Annotated in this window: 22 protein-coding genes; 15 read left to right on the top strand and 7 right to left on the bottom strand. The window is 62.8% G+C overall.

Going from position 1 to position 21744, the window contains the following annotated elements; all coding sequences use genetic code 11:
- Positions 1-284 precede the first annotated feature (284 nt).
- On the top strand, positions 285-1829 hold the full coding sequence (locus ACP146_RS07430; RefSeq protein WP_422366135.1) for a trimethylamine methyltransferase family protein: 1545 nt from the start codon (positions 285-287) through the stop codon (positions 1827-1829).
- A gap of 35 nt (positions 1830-1864) precedes the next feature.
- Entirely contained in the window at positions 1865-2752 is an 888-nt protein-coding gene (locus ACP146_RS07435) for a DMT family transporter (RefSeq protein WP_422366136.1), read from the top strand.
- A gap of 21 nt (positions 2753-2773) precedes the next feature.
- Here the strand turns inward: ACP146_RS07435 and ACP146_RS07440 are convergent, their stop codons facing one another.
- Positions 2774-3679, bottom strand: coding sequence for a fatty acid desaturase (locus tag ACP146_RS07440; protein ID WP_422366137.1), 906 nt, complete (start codon positions 3677-3679; stop codon positions 2774-2776).
- A 216-nt stretch (positions 3680-3895) separates the two neighbouring features.
- Here ACP146_RS07440 and ACP146_RS07445 point away from each other — a divergent pair, with 216 nt between their 5' ends.
- From ACP146_RS07445 to ACP146_RS07460, 4 genes are read left to right on the top strand one after another with little or no spacing between them, the layout of a single operon-like run.
- The gene (locus tag ACP146_RS07445; RefSeq protein WP_422366138.1) at positions 3896-4774 is read left to right on the top strand and encodes a helix-turn-helix domain-containing protein; all 879 of its coding nucleotides are present in this window, start codon (positions 3896-3898) and stop codon (positions 4772-4774) included.
- Positions 4771-5241: a GFA family protein gene (locus ACP146_RS07450; protein WP_422366139.1), complete on the top strand. Its 471-nt coding sequence runs from the start codon at positions 4771-4773 to the stop codon at positions 5239-5241. Before ACP146_RS07445 ends, ACP146_RS07450 begins: the two co-directional genes overlap by 4 nt.
- Positions 5241-6047 carry a phosphate/phosphite/phosphonate ABC transporter substrate-binding protein gene (locus tag ACP146_RS07455; RefSeq protein WP_422366140.1) on the top strand — a complete coding sequence of 269 codons (807 nt, stop codon included), beginning with the start codon at positions 5241-5243 and terminating at the stop codon, positions 6045-6047. Before ACP146_RS07450 ends, ACP146_RS07455 begins: the two co-directional genes overlap by 1 nt.
- A gap of 25 nt (positions 6048-6072) precedes the next feature.
- On the top strand, positions 6073-7512 hold the full coding sequence (locus ACP146_RS07460) for an amidase (protein ID WP_422366141.1): 1440 nt from the start codon (positions 6073-6075) through the stop codon (positions 7510-7512).
- A gap of 333 nt (positions 7513-7845) precedes the next feature.
- Here the strand turns inward: ACP146_RS07460 and ACP146_RS07465 are convergent, their stop codons facing one another.
- Positions 7846-8298 (bottom strand): thermonuclease family protein, encoded by a 453-nt coding sequence (locus ACP146_RS07465; protein ID WP_422366142.1) that lies wholly within the window; start codon positions 8296-8298, stop codon positions 7846-7848.
- A 252-nt stretch (positions 8299-8550) separates the two neighbouring features.
- Between ACP146_RS07465 and ACP146_RS07470 the strand changes: the two genes are divergently transcribed.
- Positions 8551-8997 carry a FliM/FliN family flagellar motor switch protein gene (locus ACP146_RS07470; protein WP_422366143.1) on the top strand — a complete coding sequence of 149 codons (447 nt, stop codon included), beginning with the start codon at positions 8551-8553 and terminating at the stop codon, positions 8995-8997.
- A 77-nt stretch (positions 8998-9074) separates the two neighbouring features.
- On the opposite strand, the gene ACP146_RS07475 is transcribed toward ACP146_RS07470, so the two are convergent.
- Positions 9075-9425 (bottom strand): PilZ domain-containing protein, encoded by a 351-nt coding sequence (locus tag ACP146_RS07475; protein ID WP_422366144.1) that lies wholly within the window; start codon positions 9423-9425, stop codon positions 9075-9077.
- 463 nt (positions 9426-9888) lie between these two features.
- Here ACP146_RS07475 and ACP146_RS07480 point away from each other — a divergent pair, with 463 nt between their 5' ends.
- The 3 genes from ACP146_RS07480 to ACP146_RS07490 all read left to right on the top strand — a co-directional run bounded on the left by ACP146_RS07480 (position 9889) and on the right by ACP146_RS07490 (position 11706).
- The gene (locus tag ACP146_RS07480; RefSeq protein WP_422366145.1) at positions 9889-10374 is read left to right on the top strand and encodes a YajQ family cyclic di-GMP-binding protein; all 486 of its coding nucleotides are present in this window, start codon (positions 9889-9891) and stop codon (positions 10372-10374) included.
- 299 nt (positions 10375-10673) lie between these two features.
- Complete coding sequence (locus ACP146_RS07485; protein WP_422366146.1) at positions 10674-10994, top strand: hypothetical protein; 321 nt, start codon at positions 10674-10676, stop codon at positions 10992-10994.
- A 13-nt stretch (positions 10995-11007) separates the two neighbouring features.
- Complete coding sequence (locus ACP146_RS07490; RefSeq protein ID WP_422366147.1) at positions 11008-11706, top strand: hypothetical protein; 699 nt, start codon at positions 11008-11010, stop codon at positions 11704-11706.
- Between the two features lie 396 nt (positions 11707-12102).
- Here ACP146_RS07490 and ACP146_RS07495 read toward each other — a convergent pair whose 3' ends face one another.
- Positions 12103-13107, bottom strand: coding sequence for an alpha/beta hydrolase (locus ACP146_RS07495; RefSeq protein WP_422366148.1), 1005 nt, complete (start codon positions 13105-13107; stop codon positions 12103-12105).
- A 169-nt stretch (positions 13108-13276) separates the two neighbouring features.
- Between ACP146_RS07495 and ACP146_RS07500 the strand changes: the two genes are divergently transcribed.
- The 4 genes from ACP146_RS07500 to ACP146_RS07515 are packed head-to-tail and all read left to right on the top strand — an operon-like array spanning position 13277 to position 18400.
- The gene (locus ACP146_RS07500) at positions 13277-14437 is read left to right on the top strand and encodes a TauD/TfdA family dioxygenase (protein ID WP_422366149.1); all 1161 of its coding nucleotides are present in this window, start codon (positions 13277-13279) and stop codon (positions 14435-14437) included.
- Between the two features lie 32 nt (positions 14438-14469).
- Positions 14470-15300, top strand: coding sequence for a transporter substrate-binding domain-containing protein (locus ACP146_RS07505; protein WP_422366150.1), 831 nt, complete (start codon positions 14470-14472; stop codon positions 15298-15300).
- Between the two features lie 11 nt (positions 15301-15311).
- Positions 15312-16298, top strand: a complete 987-nt coding sequence (locus tag ACP146_RS07510; RefSeq protein ID WP_422366151.1) for an amino acid ABC transporter permease — start codon at positions 15312-15314, stop codon at positions 16296-16298.
- Positions 16299-16324: 26 nt separating this feature from the next.
- Positions 16325-18400, top strand: coding sequence for an FAD-dependent oxidoreductase (locus ACP146_RS07515; RefSeq protein WP_422366152.1), 2076 nt, complete (start codon positions 16325-16327; stop codon positions 18398-18400).
- Positions 18401-18524: 124 nt separating this feature from the next.
- On the opposite strand, the gene ACP146_RS07520 is transcribed toward ACP146_RS07515, so the two are convergent.
- The 3 genes from ACP146_RS07520 to ACP146_RS07530 are packed head-to-tail and all read right to left on the bottom strand — an operon-like array spanning position 18525 to position 20971.
- Positions 18525-19616, bottom strand: a complete 1092-nt coding sequence (locus tag ACP146_RS07520) for a redoxin domain-containing protein (protein WP_422366153.1) — start codon at positions 19614-19616, stop codon at positions 18525-18527.
- A 54-nt stretch (positions 19617-19670) separates the two neighbouring features.
- A complete protein-coding gene (locus tag ACP146_RS07525) occupies positions 19671-20069 on the bottom strand; it encodes a RidA family protein (RefSeq protein WP_422366154.1) in 399 nt (132 codons plus the stop codon).
- 47 nt (positions 20070-20116) lie between these two features.
- Complete coding sequence (locus ACP146_RS07530) at positions 20117-20971, bottom strand: DUF3108 domain-containing protein (protein ID WP_422366155.1); 855 nt, start codon at positions 20969-20971, stop codon at positions 20117-20119.
- Positions 20972-21123: 152 nt separating this feature from the next.
- Here ACP146_RS07530 and ACP146_RS07535 point away from each other — a divergent pair, with 152 nt between their 5' ends.
- The gene (locus ACP146_RS07535) at positions 21124-21471 is read left to right on the top strand and encodes a cupin domain-containing protein (RefSeq protein WP_422366156.1); all 348 of its coding nucleotides are present in this window, start codon (positions 21124-21126) and stop codon (positions 21469-21471) included.
- Positions 21472-21744 lie beyond the last annotated feature (273 nt).

Below are 21744 nucleotides of genomic sequence, written 5' to 3' on the forward strand. Positions count from 1 at the left end.
GACCGCGTCTGCCTTCCCGTCTGCGCCGGGCGGAATCGATCCGACCCTTTTCGGGTGCCGCCGGGGCGATGATTAATCGCCTGAACCCTGCGCGTTTAGGCCGGAAACGACACCACCTGTCGTCTATACACGAGACATTCCGCGCTTGTATAGACAATTTGAAAGGAAGGCAGCGAGAGCGCTGCGGCCCCCGATAATCCTGGTGCGACATCGCCTTGGGGCCGCGGATTTCCTTGCCTGATCGCAATTTGTAACGGCCTCGTCACGAAGGCCGGGGAGGTAGCATGGCACGGGATGCAGGGCGCCGCGGCGGCCGGCGCGGGCAGGGGGTACGCAGGCCGTCGTCCGGCCTGAAGCAGCTTGATTGGCGGGCGCTGGAAAACCCCTACGATCCGATCAAGGTCTTGCGCGACGACCAGGTCGAGATGATTACCGACACCGCTTTCCGCATTCTGGAAGAGGTCGGGATGGACTTCCTTCATCCCGAGGCGCTGGAGATCCTGGCCAAGGCCGGCGCCCGCGTGGAACCGGGTAGCGAGCGCGTTTACATGGACCGCGGCCTCGTGAAGGAAGCGCTGGCTTCCGCCCCGTCCAGCTTCACCCTGCATGCGCGCAATCCCGCTCATAACCTGAAGATCGGTGATCGCAACATCGTCTTCGGTTGCGTCGGATCGGCCCCCAATTCTTCCGACACCGACGGCGGGCGGCGTCCCGGGAACTACCGCGACTACAAGAACTTCCTGCGCCTGACCCAAGCTTTCAACATCATTCATTTTGTTGCCGGTTATCCGGTGGAACCAGTCGACCTGCATCCCTCGACCCGGCATCTTGATGCGCTGCGCGATTGCGTGACCCTGACCGACAAGGCCTTCCATGCCTACTCCCTCGGCCGCACGCGCATCCTCGATGGCCTCGAGATCGTGCGTATCGGCCACGGCATGACGGAATCGGAACTGGCGGCCAAGCCCTGCCTCTTCACCATCGTCAACACCTCCTCGCCGCTGCGCCTCGACGGACCGATGATCGAGGGCGTCATCGAGATGGCGCGGCGCAACCAAGTGGTCATCATCACGCCGTTCACGCTGTCCGGCGCCATGAGCCCGGCGACGGTGGCCGGCGCCCTGGCCCAGCAGCATGCCGAAGCCATGGCGGGCATGGCTTTCGCACAGATGGTCAATCCCGGCGCACCGGTGATCTACGGCGGCTTCACCTCCAACGTCGACATGAAATCGGGCGCGCCCGCTTTCGGCACGCCGGAATACAGCCGCGCCGCCCTGGCCGGCGGGCAACTCGCCCGGCACATCGGCGTGCCCTACCGTTCCTCCAACGCCAATGCGGCCAACTGCGTCGACGCCCAGGCGGCCTACGAATCCCAGATGTCGATCTGGGGGGCGGTGATGGGCCATGCCAACTTCATGATGCACGGCGCCGGCTGGCTGGAAGGGGGGCTCTGCGCCTCCTTCGAGAAGTTCGTGCTGGATGCGGAGATGCTGCAGATGATGGCCGAGTTCATAAGGCCTCTGGAAGTCAGCGAGGATGCCATCGGCCTGGAGGCGATCCGCGAAGTCGGGCCCGGCGGCCACTTCTTCGGCGCCGCCCATACCCTGGAACGCTACGAGACCGCCTTCTACGACCCGATCATCTCGGACTGGCGCAACTTTGAGAACTGGCAGGACGCCGGCAGCGAAACCGCGACCCAGCGCGCCAACCGTCTTTACAAATCGGTCCTGGAAGACTTCACGCCGCCGGCGCTCGATCCGGCGGTGAAAGAGGAACTCGACGCCTTCGTCGCGCGCCGCACGGCGGAGGGGGGTGCAGAAGCAGCATAGCTGTCTGCCCCTGTGGTCGGTTAGTCTCCCCGGCCATGAGCGATTCGTCAGACAACTTCCGCGGCGCCCTTTTCATGTCCATCTCCATGGCGGGCTTTGCGCTGAACGACGCGACCATCAAACTGGTCTCGGCGGATCTCGATCTCTATCAGATCATTTTCCTGCGCGGCATCTTCGCCACGCTGTTGGTGGGGGCGATGGCCTGGTACCGCGGCGGTCTGTTCTATCTGCCGTCGCGCCACGACACCGGGGTGATGGTCCTGCGCGCGGTGGGGGAGGTCGGCGGCACGCTCTGTTTCCTGACGGCGCTGTTTAACATGCCCATCGCCAATGCCACGGCGATCCTCCAGGCCCTGCCGCTGGCAGTGACCCTGGCGGCGGCCCTCTTCCTGGGGGAGAAGGTGGGCTGGCGGCGCTACACCGCCATCTGCGTCGGCTTCATCGGCGTGCTGATCATCGTGCGCCCGGGCGGCGAGGGCTTCAACGCCTATGCACTCTGGGCTGTCGCGGCGGTCGGTTTCATCGTCCTGCGCGACCTCTCGACCCGGCGTCTCTCGCCCGGCATTCCCTCCGCTTTCGTCGCACTCACGTCGTCCATCGCCATTACCGCGGTCGGCGGTGTCCTGTCATTGACGGTGCCCTGGCAGCCGGTCAGCGGCGGCTCCCTGCTGCTGCTTGCCGGCGCCGCCGGTTTTCTTTTCTTCGCCTATCTCTTCGCGGTGATGACCATGCGGGTAGGGGAGGTGAGCTTCGTGTCGCCCTTCCGCTATTCGGTGCTCATCTGGGCCATCGTCCTGGGCCTCGTGCTGTTCGGCGAGGTCCCCGACGCCTGGACCATCACCGGCAGCCTCATCGTCGTCGGCATGGGCATCTACACCTTCTACCGCGAACGGCGGCTGGTGAAGGCGGCTGCGGCGGCTTAGAAGGGATTTGCCCTTCTGAGACTATTCCGCCGCAAGCTGTGCGTTAGCCCCCGGATGCACCGGCGCTTCCTTGGCGCGGAAGAGATAGCGCCGAAAGATCTCGCCGTAGCCGGAGAAGACGTAACCGCCGTTGGCGGCCTGGAAGACGGCGCGGTTTTTTCGGTACAGCGCCGGGATGCGGTACCAGGGCAGGCCCGGCTTGGCATGATGGACGATGTGCAGATTGTTGTTGAGGAACAGCAGCGACATCACGGGATCGGCCTCGACGATGGCAGAGCGTTCGGCGGGCACGGGTACGGCGCGGTGTTCCAGGAAGGAGCGCAGCAGGCTCAGCCCGATGCCGGGATAGACGAACAGTAGCAGGTACTGCCAGAGCGGCAGATCGCAGACGGCCAGCACCCAGATCAAAACCAGGGCGACGCCCAGCGCGTGGAGCGCCCAGGCTTTGGCATGAGAGCTATCGCCTCTCATCAGGCGCTTGCCTTCGCCGCGGTAGAACAGCCAGAGGCAGCGCAGCGGGCCCAGCAACAGGCGGCCGGCGAGGCTGTTCTGGGCAATCAGGAAGCCGCGGGTGAGGGGGCCGGCGGCCTGCCAGGCCTCGGTCGTGACATAGAAGGATTCCGGATCGTCCAACGGATCGGTCAGGCTGTCGTCGTTGTGGTGGGCGAGATGGCTTTCGCGGTAGAGGCGGAAGGGAATCCAAAGCCAGAGGCTCGGCAGCACCAGCGCCTCGTTGAGCCAGGCCCAAGGCGTCGGATGGCCGTGCACCACCTCGTGCTGCAGCGATCCGTGCCAGGCGACAAGAAAGGTCCCGACCGGCAACAGGATCCACCAGCCAAGATCGGCATGAAACCAAGTAACGACACCGAAGGCGCCGTAGATGATCAAGGCGACGGCCAGTGTCGGAACTTCGACCTTTTCAGGCAAGCGGGCAGACTTCTGCCCCTCTACAAAACGACTACTCAAGTTGCTTCATCCCCCGATGAATGACGACCAGAGCCATTCTCTCAAAAGGGAGTAGGGGGTGAAATGCGGGACTGCGCACTTTTCGCAGTTTCTTATCTGCAATGTTTACAAATGCCGCATTTACGCTCTAATATGTTTGTAATATCACCAAAATGGTGAAAAATCACGGAAAGCTTAATGGATCGTCGACAAACCGTTGAAATCTTTCGCGAACGCCTGACCGAGGTCATCGAGCGTTCCGGGCTCAGCCGTTCGGCGTTCGCCCGCAAATCGGGCCTCGACCGTTCGACCCTCTCGCAGTTGCTGACCGACGGGAACGACCGCTTGCCGCGGGCCGAGACCATCGCCTCCATTGCCGAGCACGAACAGGTATCGACCGATTGGCTGCTTGGCCTGGTTCAGGAAGAAAAGGTCGGAACCAACATTCTGAGCGAGGCGCCGGAGATCGCCCGGGGCTCCACGTCCACCTTTGCGGACGAGCGGCTGGCGCGCTGGCGGGCCGAGGCGGTGGGCTACAAGATCCGCTATGTGCCTTCGACCCTGCCCGACCTGCTGAAGGGCGAGGAGGTGATCCGTTTCGAGTATCGTCAGCAGGGCAGCGAGATGCCGGCCTTTCGCATGGAGCAGGCGGAGGCGCGGCTGGCGTACAGCCGCCGCCCGGAAACCGATCTGGAGGCCTGTTCCTCGCTTCAGTCGCTGGAGATGTTTGCGCGCGGCCAGGGTATCTGGTCGACCTTGCCGCTCGCCGACCGCAAGCTGCAGCTCTCCTGGATGATCGCGCTGCTGGACGAACTCTATCCGACCTTCCGCTGGTTCCTCTTCGACGGGCTGAAGCATTACTCGGCACCGGTCACGATCTTCGGGCCGACAAGAGCGGCGGCCTACATCGGCAACATGTACTTCGTCTTCAATTCCACCGAACACATCCGTGCGCTGACCCAGCACTTTGACAACCTTATCCGCGGCGCCGTCGTGCAGCCGCCCGACGTCAGCCGCCTCCTCACCGGATTGCTGAAGGAGCTGGAGGAGCGCGAAGCAAAAGGGACCGCACGATGACGGCTGACAAAAACGATAGCTGGAATGGCAGCGCCGGAAGCTGTCTGTGTGAAGCCGTACGCTACCGGGTCACGGGGCCGCTGCGCCCGGTGATCGCCTGCCATTGTGTCCAGTGCCGCAAGGCCTACAGCAACTTCGCGGCGTTCTCCGCAGCGCGGCGCGGAGACCTGGAAATCGAGAATCCGGAAGGCGTTACCTGGTTCGAGTCTTCGCCCGGTGTGCGGCGCGGCTTTTGCCGGTACTGCGGTTCTTCCCTGTTCTGGGACTGCGATGGCCTCGGCTACGTTTCGGTCTCCGCCGGGACGCTGGATCAGCCCAGTGGCCTCAGCCTGCATCACCACATCTACGTGGCGGACAAGGGCGACTTCTACGAGATCGGCGACGGCGTCGAATGCCATGCGAAAAGCCACGCCTATAACTGGCCGGACGATGTGATGGGCGCCGAAGCGGCTCGCGGCGAGGACTGATGCTTTCCGCTTCTCTGCCGATGTACGATCTGCCCGCTCTGCGTAAGGAAACCGATGCCTGGTGGGCCGCCCTCGCTGCGGCCTTTCGTGCCGAGGGACTGAAGGATGTGCCCGACAGTCTGGCGCGCAGCGACGAGCCTGCAGCGCTCTGGCTTTCATCCGATCTGCTGTTCAGCCAGACCTGCGGCTATCCCCTGACCCACAGCCTCAAAGGAAAAGTGACCCTGCTGATGACGCCGGTCTACGACCTTGAAGGCTGCGCGGGCGGTACCTACTACAGTGAGATCCTGGTGCGCCGGGATGCGGACTTTCAAGGTCTCGCCGATCTGCGCGGTAAGCGTGCCGCCGTCAACGAGGCGGGATCGCAGAGCGGCTACAACGTACTCCGCAGCGCCATTGCGCCCCTTGCGAAGCAGGGGCGCTTCTTTGCTGCGGTGGAGGAAAGCGGCAGTCACCGAAACTCGATGGCGATGGTCGCCTCAGGGGACGCCGACGTCTGCGCGGTGGACTGCGTCACCTATGGCCTGCTGTGCAAGGCGGAGCCGGAAGCGGCTGTGGGGCTGCGCCGTCTGGTGGTCAGTGCTTCGGCGCCGGCCTTGCCCTTCATCACGCGGCGCGACATCCCGGAAGCGGATCTGCAGCGGCTGCGCGGCGGTCTGCGCAGCGCCTTCGATGATCCTGCGCTTGCGGACATCAGGGCGGCGCTCCTGCTCACCGATGTCGTGACGCGGCCGCTGGGCGATTATGCCGTCATAGAGGCGATGGAAACACAGGCTGTCTCCCTCGGCTATCCGACACTTGCCTGAACGGGCAGCGGCCTAAGGGGGACCCATGCCGTCAGAGACTTCTCTTTGCGATGAGAGCGCCGTCGCGCTGCGCCGCCTGCTCCTGGCGAAGGAGATTTCACCGGTCGAACTGCTGGCATCCTGTCATGCCCGGATCGATGCGGTAAACCCGGCCGTGAATGCCGTCGTCGCCGAAGATCGGGAAGCCGCAGAGGCCGCCGCGCGGCAAGCGGAAGCGGCGATCCTGCGGGGCGAGACCGAACCGCCGCTGCTTGGCCTACCGGTCGGTATCAAGGATCTGAATGAGACGGCGCAGCTGCGCACAACCTTCGGGTCTTCCGCCTTTGCTGAGCATGTTCCGGTACGCGACGATGCCCTGGTCGCGCGCATCCGTTCAGCCGGTGGGATCATCGCGGCCAAGACAAACACGCCGGAGTTCGGCGCCGGCGCCAACACCACCAATGCGGTCTACGGTGTCACGGCCAATCCCTACGACGCGGCGCTGACCTGTGGCGGTTCTTCCGGCGGATCGACGGTCGCCCTGGCGACGGGGATGCTGCCGCTGGCGAACGGTTCCGATCTCGGCGGCTCGCTGCGCATTCCGGCGGCTTATTGCGGGGTTGTCGGCTATCGCGCCACCGCCGGCGTGGTGCCCATGGTGCGCAAGAAGATCGGCTGGTCGCCGCTCTGGACCGAGGGGCCGATGGCGCGCAGCCTTGATGACCTGCTGCTGTTTCTGTCCGCCATTGCCGGCGAAGACCGGCGGGATCCGCTTTCCGGGCCAAGCGACGGCGCCGGTTTTGCGGGCCTCACTGCGGCACCGCTCGAGGGTATCAGGGTTGCGGTCTCCGAGGACCTGGGTGGCGTGCCGGTCAGCACCCCGGTGCGCCGGCTGTTCCAGGCGCGCTGCCGGACCTTGGCGGGGATTGTCGATTGTACGCAGACGGCGCCTGACCTCGGCGATGTGGACCGTTGCTTCGAAGTTTTGCGCGCTGTCAGCTTCCTGGGGGATGTGAAGGATCTGGTCGCCCGCTCCCCGGATCTGGTCGGCCCCAACGTCACGGCCAATGTGAAGCTGGGTCTGACGTTTTCCGCCGCCGATGTGGCCGAAGCGGAAACAGCCCAAACCCGGCTTTACCACCGCTTCCTGGCCTTCATGGAAGACTATGATCTGCTGATCTGCCCCGCGGCCTCGGTGCAGCCTTTCGACAAGACCCTGTTGTTTCCGAAGGAAATCGAAGGTCAGGCCCTGGCCACCTATATCTCCTGGTTGGCGATCACCTATGCCCTCACACTTTCGGGGCATCCCGTCCTGGTGTTGCCCTGCGGGCTGGATGACCAGGGCCTGCCCTTTGGCCTGCAGATCGTCGGGCGCAAGGGACGGGATCGGGATCTGTTGCGTCTGGGATTGGCGCTGGAGGCTGCCTTTGGCCGTCATCCCGACCTTTCTCGGACAGCGCCGGACATTGGCCGGCTTCAGATCTGATCGTTTGAAACCGGCTCAAAGAAAAGCGGCCCCGGGAAAACCCGGGGCCGAGAGGATTATCGTGGCTTAAAGGTAGGTCCCACGGCAGGTCGCTAACGCCGTATTGAACCCAGTACTGGCAAAGCAGTAAAAAGAATATAGCATCGGTTCCGGAGAAAATCAATTGAAATGCAAATAATTAACCATTCTACTTAATGTATAGCGTGGTTTTTCGTTTTGATTTTAAGTTAAATTCTGCTGTTAACTATTAATGCTCCAGATTTTCAGTGATTTTTACGCCAGATGTTTTTCCTATCCGATTTTGATTATTTTCCCTATTAACCTTTCGGTGCCCTAACGACCGCGCCAGAGGCCCCGGCCGGCGGTACGGGCGGCTTCTTCCTGGGCCAGGTAGGGGGCGGGATCGCCAGCGCCATCGTTGCGCAGGGCAAGGGCCCAGCCCTGCTCCACCAGCCAGGCATTCAACTCGGGTCCGCCGACGCCGCCCAGGTAGCAGACCGCCAGGGGCCGCCCAGCGCTGTCTTGTTCCTGCTCCACACAGACAACCCAATGATTGCCGACCCGGTTCTGCGCTGCCCAGCGCGCCTCCTGGCCGCAGGCCCAGACCTGGCTGCCGATCGCACAGGTCTGGGAGACCGGGGTCCCTTGGAGCCCGTAGAGACCAACCTGCCGGCCGGCAAAGTCGAGGCTGGCCGAATCGATCACCGCCGGTCCGCGTCCCGATATCTCGGCACCATTGTCCTGCGCCTCCGCCGTCGGGGCGATCAGGGCGGCGAGGAGCGTCACGGCCGCTATGAAAGGCGATCGAGGGCGCGCTGAACTTCGGCGGCTCGGGGATGATTGACGGCTCATCCGCCGACCCTGCCATAGGGCTTTGAGATCCGCCATAGGCAGTGGAGGAGGCGTCGCTGCGGTCTTATCGCGCTCTGCTCTCAATTCGTTAAGCAATTATGGTTAAAGATATCTGAGAGCAGTATGGGAGCGCCCTTGCCCTCAGGCCCGGAGCCGCGCCCGTGATCAACCGGCATGGAATGAGCGATGCCTGACGTGGAAGAAGAAAACAAAGCCGAAGAGGCTGATGAAGCGGCTTCGGCGGCCGCGGCAGAAGCCGGCGAAGACGGCGGTTCGGACGACGCAGACCAGGAAGCCATGATGGCCGAATGGGCCGCCATGGCCGAGGAAGGCGAGGAAGACGCAGAGGATGGCGCGGCAGATGCCGCCGCTGAGGATGGGCCTCCGCTGGAGAAGATCCCCTCAATTCATGAAGTCTCCCTGGAGGCTTATGCGATTCTCGGCAAGTCTTCGATGCCGGTCAGCCAGCTTCTGCGCATGGGACGCGGGGCGGTGGTCGAACTTGAAACCGGCTTGGGCGACGAGATCGAGATGCGGATCAACGATAAGCTCGTTGCCAAGGGGGAGGTGGTCGTGGTCGAAGACCGCATCGCCATCGAAGTGACGGAGATCGTCAAACGCGAGGGCCGTTGAGGTCGACCGCCAGGGTCTGGCGGAGCCCGCCAAGGCTTCGAGAACTGCCAGAGTTTACAGGAACGGCGCAGGCCTGATCAGGCGGCGCTGACGCTGTTGTTTGGAATGCCCTGGCGCAGGCAGTGGGAGATCAGCTTCAGTGCGGCATCGGTCAGCGAAAAGGCGATGCCCATGCATTCGCCGTCATGCCACATGCAGGTGCCTTCGATCTCTCCCGCCTCGTCATGCTCGACGCTGACGTCGACCGGTGGCGGCATGCCCCCGGCGAAGCGCAGCTTGGCGCCGCCGATGGACACATCTTCCAGGATGCCTTGGTACTCCACGCCCGCGGCGGTCAAGGTGACCGTTTCCTGACGCGGCAGCACGAAGCGTAACGAGCGGCGCCGCTCGAAATCACGCAGATGCTCTGGGCCAACCTTTGAGCTCATGGGAACTCCAGACTACCTCCATCAAGACTGCGTAATCGTAAGATGCAGGTTATTAACAAGATACTAATCGATTTAAGTCGGGCCCGAATAGTATTCACTAAAGGAAAGGTAACCTGAAAAATCATTGGATTCCCTCGTGTATTGGGTGGAGAACGCCGCGTGGTTATTTTGGGGCACTCGAAGAAATGGCCGCCCGTGGATCGGGATGCGCGCTGCCGGCCGCGGCTAGAGGCCGGAATTTGCTCATGTTTTGGCGAAAGTGGTGTCTCCTTATTCGCCAAATCAGATAACCTTCGGCTTCACGAATACTTTGGGAGCGGCAGCGAGAGCCTTCGTGGGCCTTCCGAAGCAAAGTGCCGCGGGTATCCCGGCGGCGCCTTCTCTGGATCGGCAAAGTGAGAGATGATGGGTTTTTGCGAATCGGCCCTGCCGTCGGCGGGCCACCCCACAGGAGACCCAGAGCATGCCGTCGTTTGATATTGTCTCGGAAACCGATCTCAATGAAGTCGATAATGCCCTTGCCGGCATGCGCCGGGAGATCGATCAGCGATACGACTTCAAAGGCTCAAATTGCTCTATCGAGCGGAAGGAAGCCGTTCTGACCATCCTGGCCGACGACGACCTGAAGCTGCGCCAGATGCACGACCTGTTGAGCACCTATATGACGCGCCGGAAGCTGGATTCCGGCGCCTGCGACCTGGGCACGCCGGAAAAGGCCTCAGGCAATTCGATCCGGCAGGTGGTCACCATCAAGCAGGGGATCGAGCAGGAGCTGGCCAAGAAGATCGTGAAGGAACTGAAGTCGAGCAAGCTGAAGGTTCAGGTTTCCATCCAGGGCGACAGCCTGCGCGTCACCGGCAAGAAACGGGACGACCTGCAGGATGCCATCGCCCTGGTGAAAGACATGGGCATCGAGCAGCCGCTGCAGTACGAGAATTTCCGCGACTAGATCCGACCATGTTTTGACGGAAGCACTTCGTGGTTGCGCCAAAACATGTGAATCCGATCACCATGAAACAGTTAGAGCAGATTCACCGGTCCCTTGCCGGGCAGCGCCCGGCTGTCTGGATCGATCGTTTCGGACGCTTCGTTTAGGGCTGCCTCCCGTTCGTTAACAGGGTTTGGTAATCCGTTGTTAACTATTGAGGATCAATGTCTTAGCCAGTTTACAGAAGAACTGGCGAAATTTACCTCATGGTCACATTTCCAAAGGAAGCTGATGGCATCGTCCGAATGATGGAGAAGTCCATGTCGGTATTGCCCATTGGTCATCAAGAATTCACGCGGGCAGACATACACGTCCTGTTGAACCGGGGCTGCGAAATGGTCGACCGCGGTCTGGCCGGCGCTTGCGTGCCGGTGGAGACCGAGGCGGGCGAGCTTGTGGTCGCCCTGCTCGATTACGATCATCAATGTCTGATCTGCGCTTTCGGCAAGGCCCAGGGTTGGTACTACGCCCTGGATGCCGCCTGGCAGCCGCTGGCTCAGGGTCAGTTGATCGACGATGTGCTCTCGGTCCTGCCTGAAGCCCTGGAAGCACATCGGCCCGCTGCGGCCAACGCCTGCTGAACGGAAGCCTGCCGTGTTCGCCCGAGCAGCACGGCTCCATCGCCGTTTTCACATGGCGCGTTCCATCCTCGCCGTAATCGTCCTGGCGCTGATGCTGACTCCCCACGCCGCGACAGCGGAAGTGGCGGAGAATGCCGAACAGGCAGGCTCGCCCTGGGAGCACGACCTGTGGCACGGCGCCACGACGATGATGCGGATCTACGTTTGCAGCCATGCCCGCCGGCCGCCTTCCTGGTGTGCCGAGGAGCAACAACTCCCCTCCGAAGCGCCTCTGCCGGCGGAGCAGGGGCCGCCCCTCACGGCCGAGGATGCGGCCTGGCTGACCTTCCTGGATACAGCTGATCCCGGAAACCTGTCACTGAAGGACGTCGCCTTCATCAAGAAGCGTGCCCTGAAACGGCGCGATACCCAGGCCATGGAGATTCTCGGTTATCTCTATGCACAGGGTATCTCCGTCGACCGCGACTATGCCGAGGCTTATCGCTGGTACGGCAGAGCCTATCTGGCCGGCGAGAAGCGGGTGAAGCCGAACATGGACCTGGTCTGGGGGCTGTTGCAGAAGTTCGATCTGCAGGCGGCCGTGGCTTTGACCAGGGAGTTCAATGCGCTGGAAAAGGCATCGTCAGGCGCAAGGACCAGCGGCGAGGACCCAGAGTCCTCAAGGGCCGCGCAGACCCCTTCGCGGGCGGTGCAGGACCCGACCGGGCCGTAGGCCGCATCTCGCCATCACCTGCGGACTTCAGAGAGAACCTTGCGCGGCTCGCCGCCGCCACAGGCTGTTCGGGCGCTCAGAACAACGCAGCGCCGGAAGGGCCGAGACTGTTCGCCTGCGGCGCTTTTTTTGTCTCTAGGCCAACAGCTTGACGATAATTGTTGCAAAAAAGCATCATATTGTTGCCTAAGATTTAGAGCAGGTGTTCAAATTTTCGGCAAAGGCAAATTTTGCTTTGAAGGCTGCTAACGAAATGCCCATATTGTTGATGTGAGCGACGCGTCGCGTCGTTCCGGACGCCTTCGGGCGTTTCCTCCCTAAACTTGGGCCACCTTTCCGGTGGCCTTTTTTTCTGCGCGATCTTGGCCCGGCTTTGGCTCTGTTCGGGGGCGGCAATCAGCTCAGCGCCTTGGCCAGGAATGGCAGGCTGCGGTCCATCCGATAGTCGACGGAGGAGTGGTTGTCGGGAAACTCCTCATAGACATGGTCGACGCCGGCGGCCTCCAGCTTGCGGTGCAGACGGCGGGCGCCGTAAACCAGTTCGTACTGATCGATATCGCCGCAGTCGATCCACAGCGCCTTCAGCTTTTTCAGATTGTCCGTCTTGTCATCGGCCATGTTGACCGGGTCCCAGAGACGCCAGTTCTGCCAGCGCTCTTCGATGAGCTCACAGGTCTCCGCATCGACCGGCAGACGGATGCCGCAAAAGGCGCTGGGGTCGGGGTCGTAGGTCGCGCACATCGCGAGCGACATCAGCAGGTGAACATCGCCGCCTTTCCATTTCGGTCCGGCTTCGAAGTCGGTGATGAACTTTTCGATCGATCCCTTCTTGGCCAGGGTACGCAGCAAGGCCGGCATGTCGCGCAGATAGCAGAGCTCAAAGCCCATGTCCCCGGAATGGCAGGCTGCCGCCGCCCAGCAGTCCGGGCGGCGAAAAGCATGGACGATGGAGCCGTAGCCGCCGGAAGACTTTCCGAAGATGCCGCGTTTCCCATCGCCGCCGCAGCCGAAGCGCTGCTCGATCAGGGGCACGACTTCGTCGATCAGAACGTCTTCCCAGGGCCCCATGGCAGCCGAGTTGATGTACTGGTTCCCGCCGAGCCGCGTAAAGCAGTCCGGGAAAGCGACGACGGCCGGCGGCATCTCGCCGCGACCGATCAGCCGGTCCAGGCGCTCCGGAACGTTTTCGCCGAAGTTTTTCCAGTTCACATGCGCCGGCCCGCCGGCGGTGAAGCCGACGATGTCGACGAGCAAGGGCAGGTCACTGCCGTCATGCCCATCGGGTACATAGACCACCACGTCCCGTTCGTGCGGGTCGCCCAGCAGATTGCCGCGCAGCAGAGCTGAATCGAGGATCAGGTTGTGAAGCTTGCCCCGGGGGGCGGCACGGTCGAGGCGCATGCTGCGATCCTTCTGCTGGTGTGGTTCTCTGCCGCTTCTGTCTATTGCCTTTGGCCTGTCCGATCAACGTGGCATCCCCTGGCCGGCAAACTGTCGGTTTTCCCGTCTTCCAGATATCGCTAAACTAAGAGGCTGGGATGACCGGCAGAACTGGAGGAGAGCGGCGGAAATGCAGGCGATTACGGCGATTGCGAGTGATGATGAGGGTTTGGCCCTGCGGTGGCAGAATGGCACGGAGAGCCATTTTTCCTGGCTCTGGTTGCGAGACCATGACCAGGGGCCGGAGAGCCTGGATCCGTCAACGCTGCAGCGGCGCGTCGATACCTTCGCCCTTGATGAAACGCTCCGTGGCTCCGACTGTGCGATCCTGGAAGAAGGCCGGGCGCTCGCCGTCACCTGGCCGGAGAACGGTCTTTGCAGCCGCTATTCGGCGGACTTTCTGGCCGCCATGGCCGGCATCGCTGCGGGAGACTGGGACACCCTGGCGGGAATGCCGCAGCGCATCTGGTCGGGCCGTTCACCGCTGAAACTGCAGGACCCGGTACCCTACGACGACATTCTCAGCGGCGCGGCCTCCGGTGGGCAGGAAGGCTTGCGGGCCTGCTTTGAGCGTTTGCAGCGCGACGGCTTTGCGGTGATCGAGGGTGTACCGACCGACGAGGCGACGGCGCGCGAACTGTTCAACCGATTCGGCTACATCCGCGAGACCATCTTCGGCGGAGTCTGGGGCGTCTCTGCCGATATCACCGACTATGAAGACAGCGCCTATTCGACCGAATACCTGGAACCGCATACCGACGCCACCTACAGCCACGATGCGCCGGGGCTGCAGTGTTTTCTCTGCCTGGAGTTCGATGGGGAAGGGGGCGAGTCCATCCTTGTCGACGGTTTCGCGATCGCCGAGCAGATGCGCGCGGAAGAGCCGGAACTGTTTCGGGTATTGAGCGAAGTGCCGGTGCCCGGACGCTACATCGATACCCGTCAGCATCTGCGCGCGGAGCGCCCCGCCATCCGCCTGGACGGGCAAGGGCGCCTGCTGCAGGTCAGTTTCAACAACTACGACCGTGCGCCCTTCTGGCTCGGCGCCGACCGCATGAAGGCCTTCTATCGGGCCTACAAGTCTTTCCATGACCGGATCGTTGAGCGGGACAACTGGCTTACCGTGCCGCTGCGGCCCGGCATGGCGCTTATCTTCGACAACTGGCGCCTTTTGCATGGCCGCATGGCCTATTCCGGCAAGCGCACCTTCTGCGGTTGCTACCATAACCACGAAGACTTTGAATCCGCCCTGCGCAATCTTGGTTGGAGTAAGGGGCCGGCAAAAAGCTAAAAACAAATCAAAACGAACAGGGAGTATCAAAAATGAAAAACATCTTTGCTTTGGGATCCGCGGCCACTCTGGCCTTTGTCATGGCGACACCGGCGGCGTTTGCCGGGGAGACTCTGGACCGGGTCATGGCGACCAAGACCTTGACCATGTCGTCGGATGCGGAGTATCCGCCGCAGTCGTTCCTCAACGACAATAACGAAATGGACGGCTTCGACGTCGACGTCGGCAAGGAAATTGCCAAGCGCATGGGCGTCGAGTTGAAGATCGTAACACCCTCCTGGGACATCATCACAGGCGGCAGCTGGGGTGGACGCTGGGACATGTCCGTCGGCTCCATGACGCCGACCAAACAGCGCGCCAAGGTACTGAACTTCCCGGCGGTCTACTACTACACACCGGCCGCCTTTGCGGTGCATCAGGATTCGAAAATCGCCTCGCTGGACGACCTCAGCGGCAAGACCATAGGCTCCTGCGGCGGCTGCACCTACGATGCCTATCTGAACAAGGACCTGGTCATCGATGCCGAGGGTGCACCCGCCTTCGACTATCTGGTCGAAGCCGGTGAGATCAAAACCTACGAAACCGACACCCATGCTTTCGACGACCTGCGCCTGGGCGACGGTACGCGTCTGGACGCGGCATTCTCGGCCCTGCCGACGATCCAGGCAGCCATTGAAGGGGGCTATCCCCTGAAGGTGATCGGCAAGCCGGCTTTCTACGAACCGCTGTCGGTGGCCACCGACAAGGGCGATCCGGAATTCGATGCCAAGATCACCGCGATCGTCGACGCGATGAAAGCAGACGGTACGCTGCAGCAGCTTTCCGAGAAGTGGTACGGGGTTGACCTGACCGCCGTTCAGTAGCGGAGGGTTCGATGCTCGATCTCGCCCGCGGGAACCCCTGGGTCTCGCGGGCGATCCTCTTCGTTTTTGCCGCTGCGGCGCTGACCGCCATGGGGCTGGGCGGCACCGCCGTGGGCAATCTCTTTTCGCCCCTGCTCGGTGCCGTCGGCCCGGAGGCGACGCCGGGCCTTGGCCGGCACTTGCTGGTCGGCCTGATGCTGGCCGGCGCCCTTGTCGCCAACCTCGAGATCATCCGCTTTTTGCCATTCCGCCTCCAGGTCCTGCTGGTCTGGGCGGAGTTGCTGTTGCTGTTCTACGGCTTCGTGCTGTCCTTCGACCGCGACTTCGGTGTGATCTTCGCGGTCGGTCGCTCCGGCGTTTCGAACCTCTATTTCCTGATCACCACCGGCGCCTTCACCACGCTCTACGTTTCCCTGATCGCCATCGCCATCGCCTGCGTGCTGGCGCTGATCGGCGCGCTCGGCAAGCTTTCGCGCAACGGCGCCTTCTATGCGGTGGCGACGTTCTACATTTCCTTCTTCCGCGGCACACCGCTGCTGTTGCAGGTGGTTCTGATCTATACCGGTTTTGCCCAGCTGGGCTTTGTAATGGAGGCTGTACCCGCCGGTATCACGGCGCTCGCGCTCTGCTACGGCGCCTACATGGCGGAAATCTTCCGGGCCGGCATCGAGGGGGTGCCGTCGGGCCAGCGCGAAGCCGCCAAAGCTCTGGCTCTGCCGTCGGATCTGATTTTCCGCAAGATCGTATTTCCCCAGGCCATGCGGCTGATCGTGCCGCCGACCGGCAACCAGTTCATTGCCATGCTGAAGGACTCCTCCCTGGTTTCCATCGTCGGCGTCTGGGAGCTGACCAAGACCGCCCAGGTGCTGGGCAAGCGGGATTTCCAGGTCTTCGAATTCCTCATTGCCGCGGCGGTGATCTATTGGGTGATGTCGGTTGTCTTCGAGGTGATTCAGGCGCGCATTGAAGGTTACTATGGCAAAGGCAATACCCGCTAACCGCCGGACGGACTTTTAGGAACCCTATGCGCGACCCCCGTTACGACATTCTTTTCGAGCCCGTGCAGATCGGGCCGGTGACCGCCCGCAACCGCTTCTATCAGGTGCCGCATTGCGCCGGCATGGGCTATCGCTATCCCAGCTCCAACGCCGCAATGCGCGGTGTGAAGGCCGAAGGCGGCTGGGCGGTGGTCTGCACGGAGGAGACGGAGATTCATGCCTCCGCAGAGATCAGCCCCTATGTCGAAAACCGCATCTGGGACGACCAGGATCTGCCGCATCTGATCGCGCTGACCGAAGCGGTGCATGCCCAAGGCGGTCTGGCGGGCATAGAGCTGGTTCACAACGGTCTGCACAGCCCCAACCACTACAGCCGCGAGGTGCCCATGGGGCCGTCCCACCGGCCCGTCGATTCCGGCGATCCGTTGCAAGCCCGGGCGATGGACAAGACCGACATCGCGAATTTCAGGCGCTGGCACCGCAACGCGGCTTTGCGGGCGCGCGAAGCCGGTTTCGACATCGTCTACGTCTACGCCGGCCATGACATGTCGCTGCTGCAGCACTTCCTTTCGCGTCGCCACAACGACCGCTGCGACGAATACGGCGGCAGTCTGGAAAACCGGCTTCGCCTGATCAAAGAGATCCTGATCGACACCAAGGAGGCCGTCGGTGATCGTTGCGGCGTCGCTTTTCGTTTTGCCGTCGACGAACTGCTGGGCGAAGAGGGCATTACCGCCGGGGGCGAGGGGCATGACGCCGTTGCCATGTTGGCCGAACTGCCGGACCTCTGGGATGTGAATGTCTCCGACTGGGAGAACGACAGCCAGACCGCCCGCTTCGCGGAGGAGGGTTACCAGGAAAGCTACACCCGTTTCGTGAAGTCCCTGACCAGCAAGCCGGTGGTCGGGGTCGGCCGTTACACCTCGCCCGATGCCATGGTGCGCGTGGTGAAACAGGGCATTCTCGACATGATCGGCGCGGCGCGGCCCTCCATCGCCGACCCTTTCCTGCCGAAGAAGATCGAGGAAGGGCGCATCGACGATATCCGTGAGTGCATCGGCTGCAACATCTGCGTGACCGGCGACAACTTCTCGGCGCCGATCCGCTGCACCCAGAACCCGACCATGGGGGAGGAGTGGCGCCGCGGCTGGCACCCCGAAGTGATTCCCGAGATCAAAGAGCGCGACAGGGTGCTGATCGTCGGCGGCGGTCCCGCTGGGCTGGAGGCGGCGCGGGCCTGCGGCCAGCGCGGGCTGGAGGTGGTGTTGGCCGAGGCGGAGGAGGTTTGGGGCGGCCGCGTGACGCGTGAGTCCAGGCTGCCGGGTCTGGCGTCCTGGGGCCGGGTGCGGGACTGGCGCCTTGGGCAGCTGCACAAGCTGGCCAACGTGGAAATGTATCTGGCAAGCGCCCTCGGCGCCGAAGACATCCTCAGCTACGGCATACCCCATGTTGTGCTGGCGACCGGCGCCGCCTGGCGCCGCGACGGCATCGGGCGCAGCGGGCATGCGGCGATCCCGGGGCTGGCGGCCGGGCCGCTGCTGACCCCGGATGACGTGATGGCCGAGGGTTTTGACCCTCAAGGCCTGCCGGACGGCCCGGTAGTGGTTTATGACGACGACGGCTACGTCATGGGCGGCCTGATGGCGGAAGTTCTCGCCAGGGCGGGCCGCAAGGTGACACTGGTGACGCCGGCGCCTCTGGTTTCCGCCTGGACCCAGCACGCCCTGGATCAACCGCGCATCCACTGCCGGCTGGTGGAGAACGGCGTGACCATCAAGCTCAACACAATTCTCACCGAGCGCAGCGCCGAGGGTGTCTATCTGGCCTGCAGCTATACCGATGCCGAAGAGGAGCTGGACTGCGCCACCTTGGTTTCGGTTACATCCCGCCTGCCGAACGACGGGCTCTACCTTGATCTGAACGATCGCGAGGCGGAGCGGGCCGGGGCCGGGATCCGAACACTGAAGTCCATTGGCGACTGCCGTGGCCCCGGCACCATCGCCGCCGCCGTCTTCGCCGGTCACCGCTATGCGCGGGAGTTCGGCGCGGTCATCGACCCCGACGTGACGCCCTTCCGGCGGGAAGCGATAGAGGTGGCTTAACAGAGTCCCCCTCACCCTCCCGCTGCGCGGGCCCCTCCCTCTCCCACCAGGGGAGAGGGTTGTATGACGACTCTTTTTTGGTTCCCCCTCTCCCCTTGTGGGAGAGGGTCGGGGTGAGGGGGCTTCAGTTTCCGAACAGATGCGTACCCAGAATGAACCGCTGCCCCGCCGTTACCGGCATCACGTCGTGCAGCAGGGTGCAGGACCACACGATGGCGGTGCCGGTGGGGACGAGATAACCCTGCTGGCTGTATTCGCCGAACCGCAGGCCGCCGCCTTCGAACGCGCCGCCGTTCAGGGCGACCGAAACGGTGAAACGCCGGTGCTGCGTCTCCTTGGTCGGGTTGTCGCGGTGGGGGCCGAGGCAACCGCCTTCCGCCGCATCGTAGCCGGCGATGCGGTATTCCTCGCGCCTTGAGATCTTGGTCTGAAAGGCTTTGCGGATCTCGGTGATCACCCGCCGGTTCAGTTTCGTATCGAGGTACTTCTGCAGCGGGACATCGCGGACCACCCGCTGCAAGACCTTGCCGTAGTCCTTGTTACGGACCATGAAGTCACCGGTTTCCTCCATGAAGCCGCGGCTGTTGAGTCCTTCGGCTTCCCAGACCGGGGCGGGTTCGTGCCAGTAGTCGATAAGGTCGGCGCAGTCGCGTTCGCTGAGCACCCGGGGCAGAACCAGAACCGGTGGATGCCCCGCCAGGGGAACGTCAGTGGGATCCGCCGTTGCCGTCTCCAGGGCGTTCAAAATCTCACCGCCGTGGGAGGCGCCGCCGCCGTCGATCAGTGCGACAAGACGCAGGTTGGTATCCAGCACGAAGGTGGTGACGGAGCCGCTTGCGTCTGCGGTTTCCAGCCCGTAGGCGCGATATGTCTCGGCCTTGCTGTCGGAGAGCAGCGGATACGGCAGGTCTTCTGTGTCGCCCAGAACCTTGTTGTCAGCAGGACTGCGTCTGGTGATTGCCAGCACCACGACATCGTCGATCGAAGCGTCGACTAGGATGGTCGAGAGGCCACGTACCTCTGCCGCAAAAGAAGGTGCCGTCTCGTTACGTTCAAAGACCAAAATCAGCGGCTTGCCGGCCAGATGGTCGGACAAGGGATGCACCGGATCGCCGTCCTGGTCCGGCAGGGCAAAAGGCCGGATACGATCGCCGGCCTCCAGCCGTTCCGGACTCTGAAAGGGTTTTAGATCTTTGCCGCCCGAGGCCATGTGCATCCCCCACCTCTGGGGCATCCTTGCGCGGCCGGACGTTTTTGCCAAGCGATCTGTTTAGGCGGTCTTTGGTTCGAGGGCTGTCACTCTGACTTCGACGAGAGCGCCTTCGACGGCCAACTCGGCAACACCGATGGCGGTCCAGGCGGGATAGGGTTCGACAGCGTAGCGCGCCCTGACCTTCCGAAAGAGCGTCAGGTGTTTGCGCAGGCCGACGTGATAGCTCGTCATCTCGACAACATGGGTGAAGTCGAGACCGGCCTCCGCCAGAACCAGGGTGACGGTTTCAAAGGCCTGTTCGAACTGCTTTTGCGGATCCGGCGAAAGACTGCCGTCCGGCGCTACGCCGGTGAAGCCGGACAGAAAGAGGATATTGTCTGCGGCAAAGGCCGGGGAGAAACGCCAGTCGTCATAGTAGTTTTGAAGGACCGGCGGCGTGATCGATTTACGGCGCATGGGTGCTGTCTAGCACCCGAACTTCAGCCTGCCCAGCCCCCCGGCCTCTAATCCGTCAACAAGGCCTCGGCCGGATCGCCCAACCGATAGCCGGTCAGGTGGCCCATGACGGTGCCATAGGCGGTTTCGATCTGCAGGCGCACGGGAATCAAGGGCGCATCCGCCGCCGGACGGGCGACCCAGATGACACGCTCGCGCGCCGTGGCGGCGTACTTGCTGCGCTCGATCCGATGACCGCCCAGCATCTCATAGTCAAGACGGCAGCCCTGAGCTTCGCCATTGAAGATCGAGTAGTCGTTGGGTGCCAGCTTTTGGGTTCCGGCATCGGCGACAGTCAGGTCATAGCGTTTGCGGCCGTCGAACACGGCGAAACGCCCTTCGCAGGTACCACCCTTCTGCAGCAGCTGGGCGAGGCCGGCGATGATGCTCAGGGGGTCGAGGGTGCCTTCGCCCGCATCGGCGGGCAGGGGGTGGCGATCCTCCCAATCCTGCTCCGGCAGAACCTCTGCCTCGACGATGTTGCCGGCTTCGTCGTAGCGCAGAGTGACGATGCGTTCGCCTTCGTCGGCGGTACCGCGGTTGTCGTGGCGCTGCGGGACGACCTTGTCGGCCACGATGCGCCCCTGGGTTTCAGTCTCGCCCTTCCAGGGGTTGAACCAGCCAAGCATGCCCTGGGTTTCCGCTGCGGCGCTGATTCGGTAGTTCTCGCCCCCATTCTCCAGCCTCGCTTCGGCATTGAGAACATGAAAACCGCCGAAATAGACCTCATAGGAGGCGGTGACGGGGATCGCGCTGACAGGCTGCTGCTTGGACGGCACATCGGCCGCTGCACCGCCGCCGGCCATGGCTGTGAGAGCGATGACGGCGATTGAGGTGAAGCGGATTCTGCATTTGCCTGACATGATGTCGGGAGCCTACCATCGGTTGCCGTGAAGGGGAATCACTTAACTGTGACAACACAATGCCTTACGCGGATCGGCCCGATTTGGATCAGGCGCGCCGGGTAAAGAATGCGTCAGGCTTCGGCATTCCGCACCAAGGAGGAAGCATCGCCATGACGTCAAAAGCGAACCTGCTGAGGGACCTGCCGCCCGCCGCTTCGGAAGAGATCTTCGAAACACTGCTGCAGCGCCCGGGCGTGAAGCTGGAGCGCATTATCTCAAGCGGCCAAACAACGCCCGAGGGTGAATGCTACGATCAGGAAGAGGATGAGTGGGTTCTGCTGCTGGCCGGTGCCGCCAAGTTGGCTGTTGAGGGGGGTGCGGGGACCATGGAAGAGCATGACCTTGCCCCCGGTGACGCGCTGCTGCTGCCCGCCCACTGCCGCCACCGCGTTACCTGGACCGACCCTTTAAGGCCGACCATCTGGCTGGCCCTGCACGTATCGGCGGCGCAGGGCTGATCTCATGCCCGGCGCCGGGAACAGGCCTATCCGCGGAATGCCCGCGTTCGAGCAGGCAGATGCTTGAACCCGGGCTGTGGCGGGCTAGTTTTCTTTTTGCACAAGCGTCTACTGATTTCGGAGAGTGAAACCGTGTTCGCAGTCGTTGGATACTCGGTTGCAGCAAAAGGCTTCGTTATGGGTCTCGCCGTTGGCGGTGCCCTGGCGGCACTGGCCGGTTGCTGCAAAAAGCGCCGGGACGAGGGGAAGGCATCTTGATCGTTCGCCTTGGGT

Origin of the sequence: Pelagibius sp., from assembly GCF_965249265.1 — a bacterium.
Classification (GTDB): domain Bacteria; phylum Pseudomonadota; class Alphaproteobacteria; order Kiloniellales; family Kiloniellaceae; genus Pelagibius.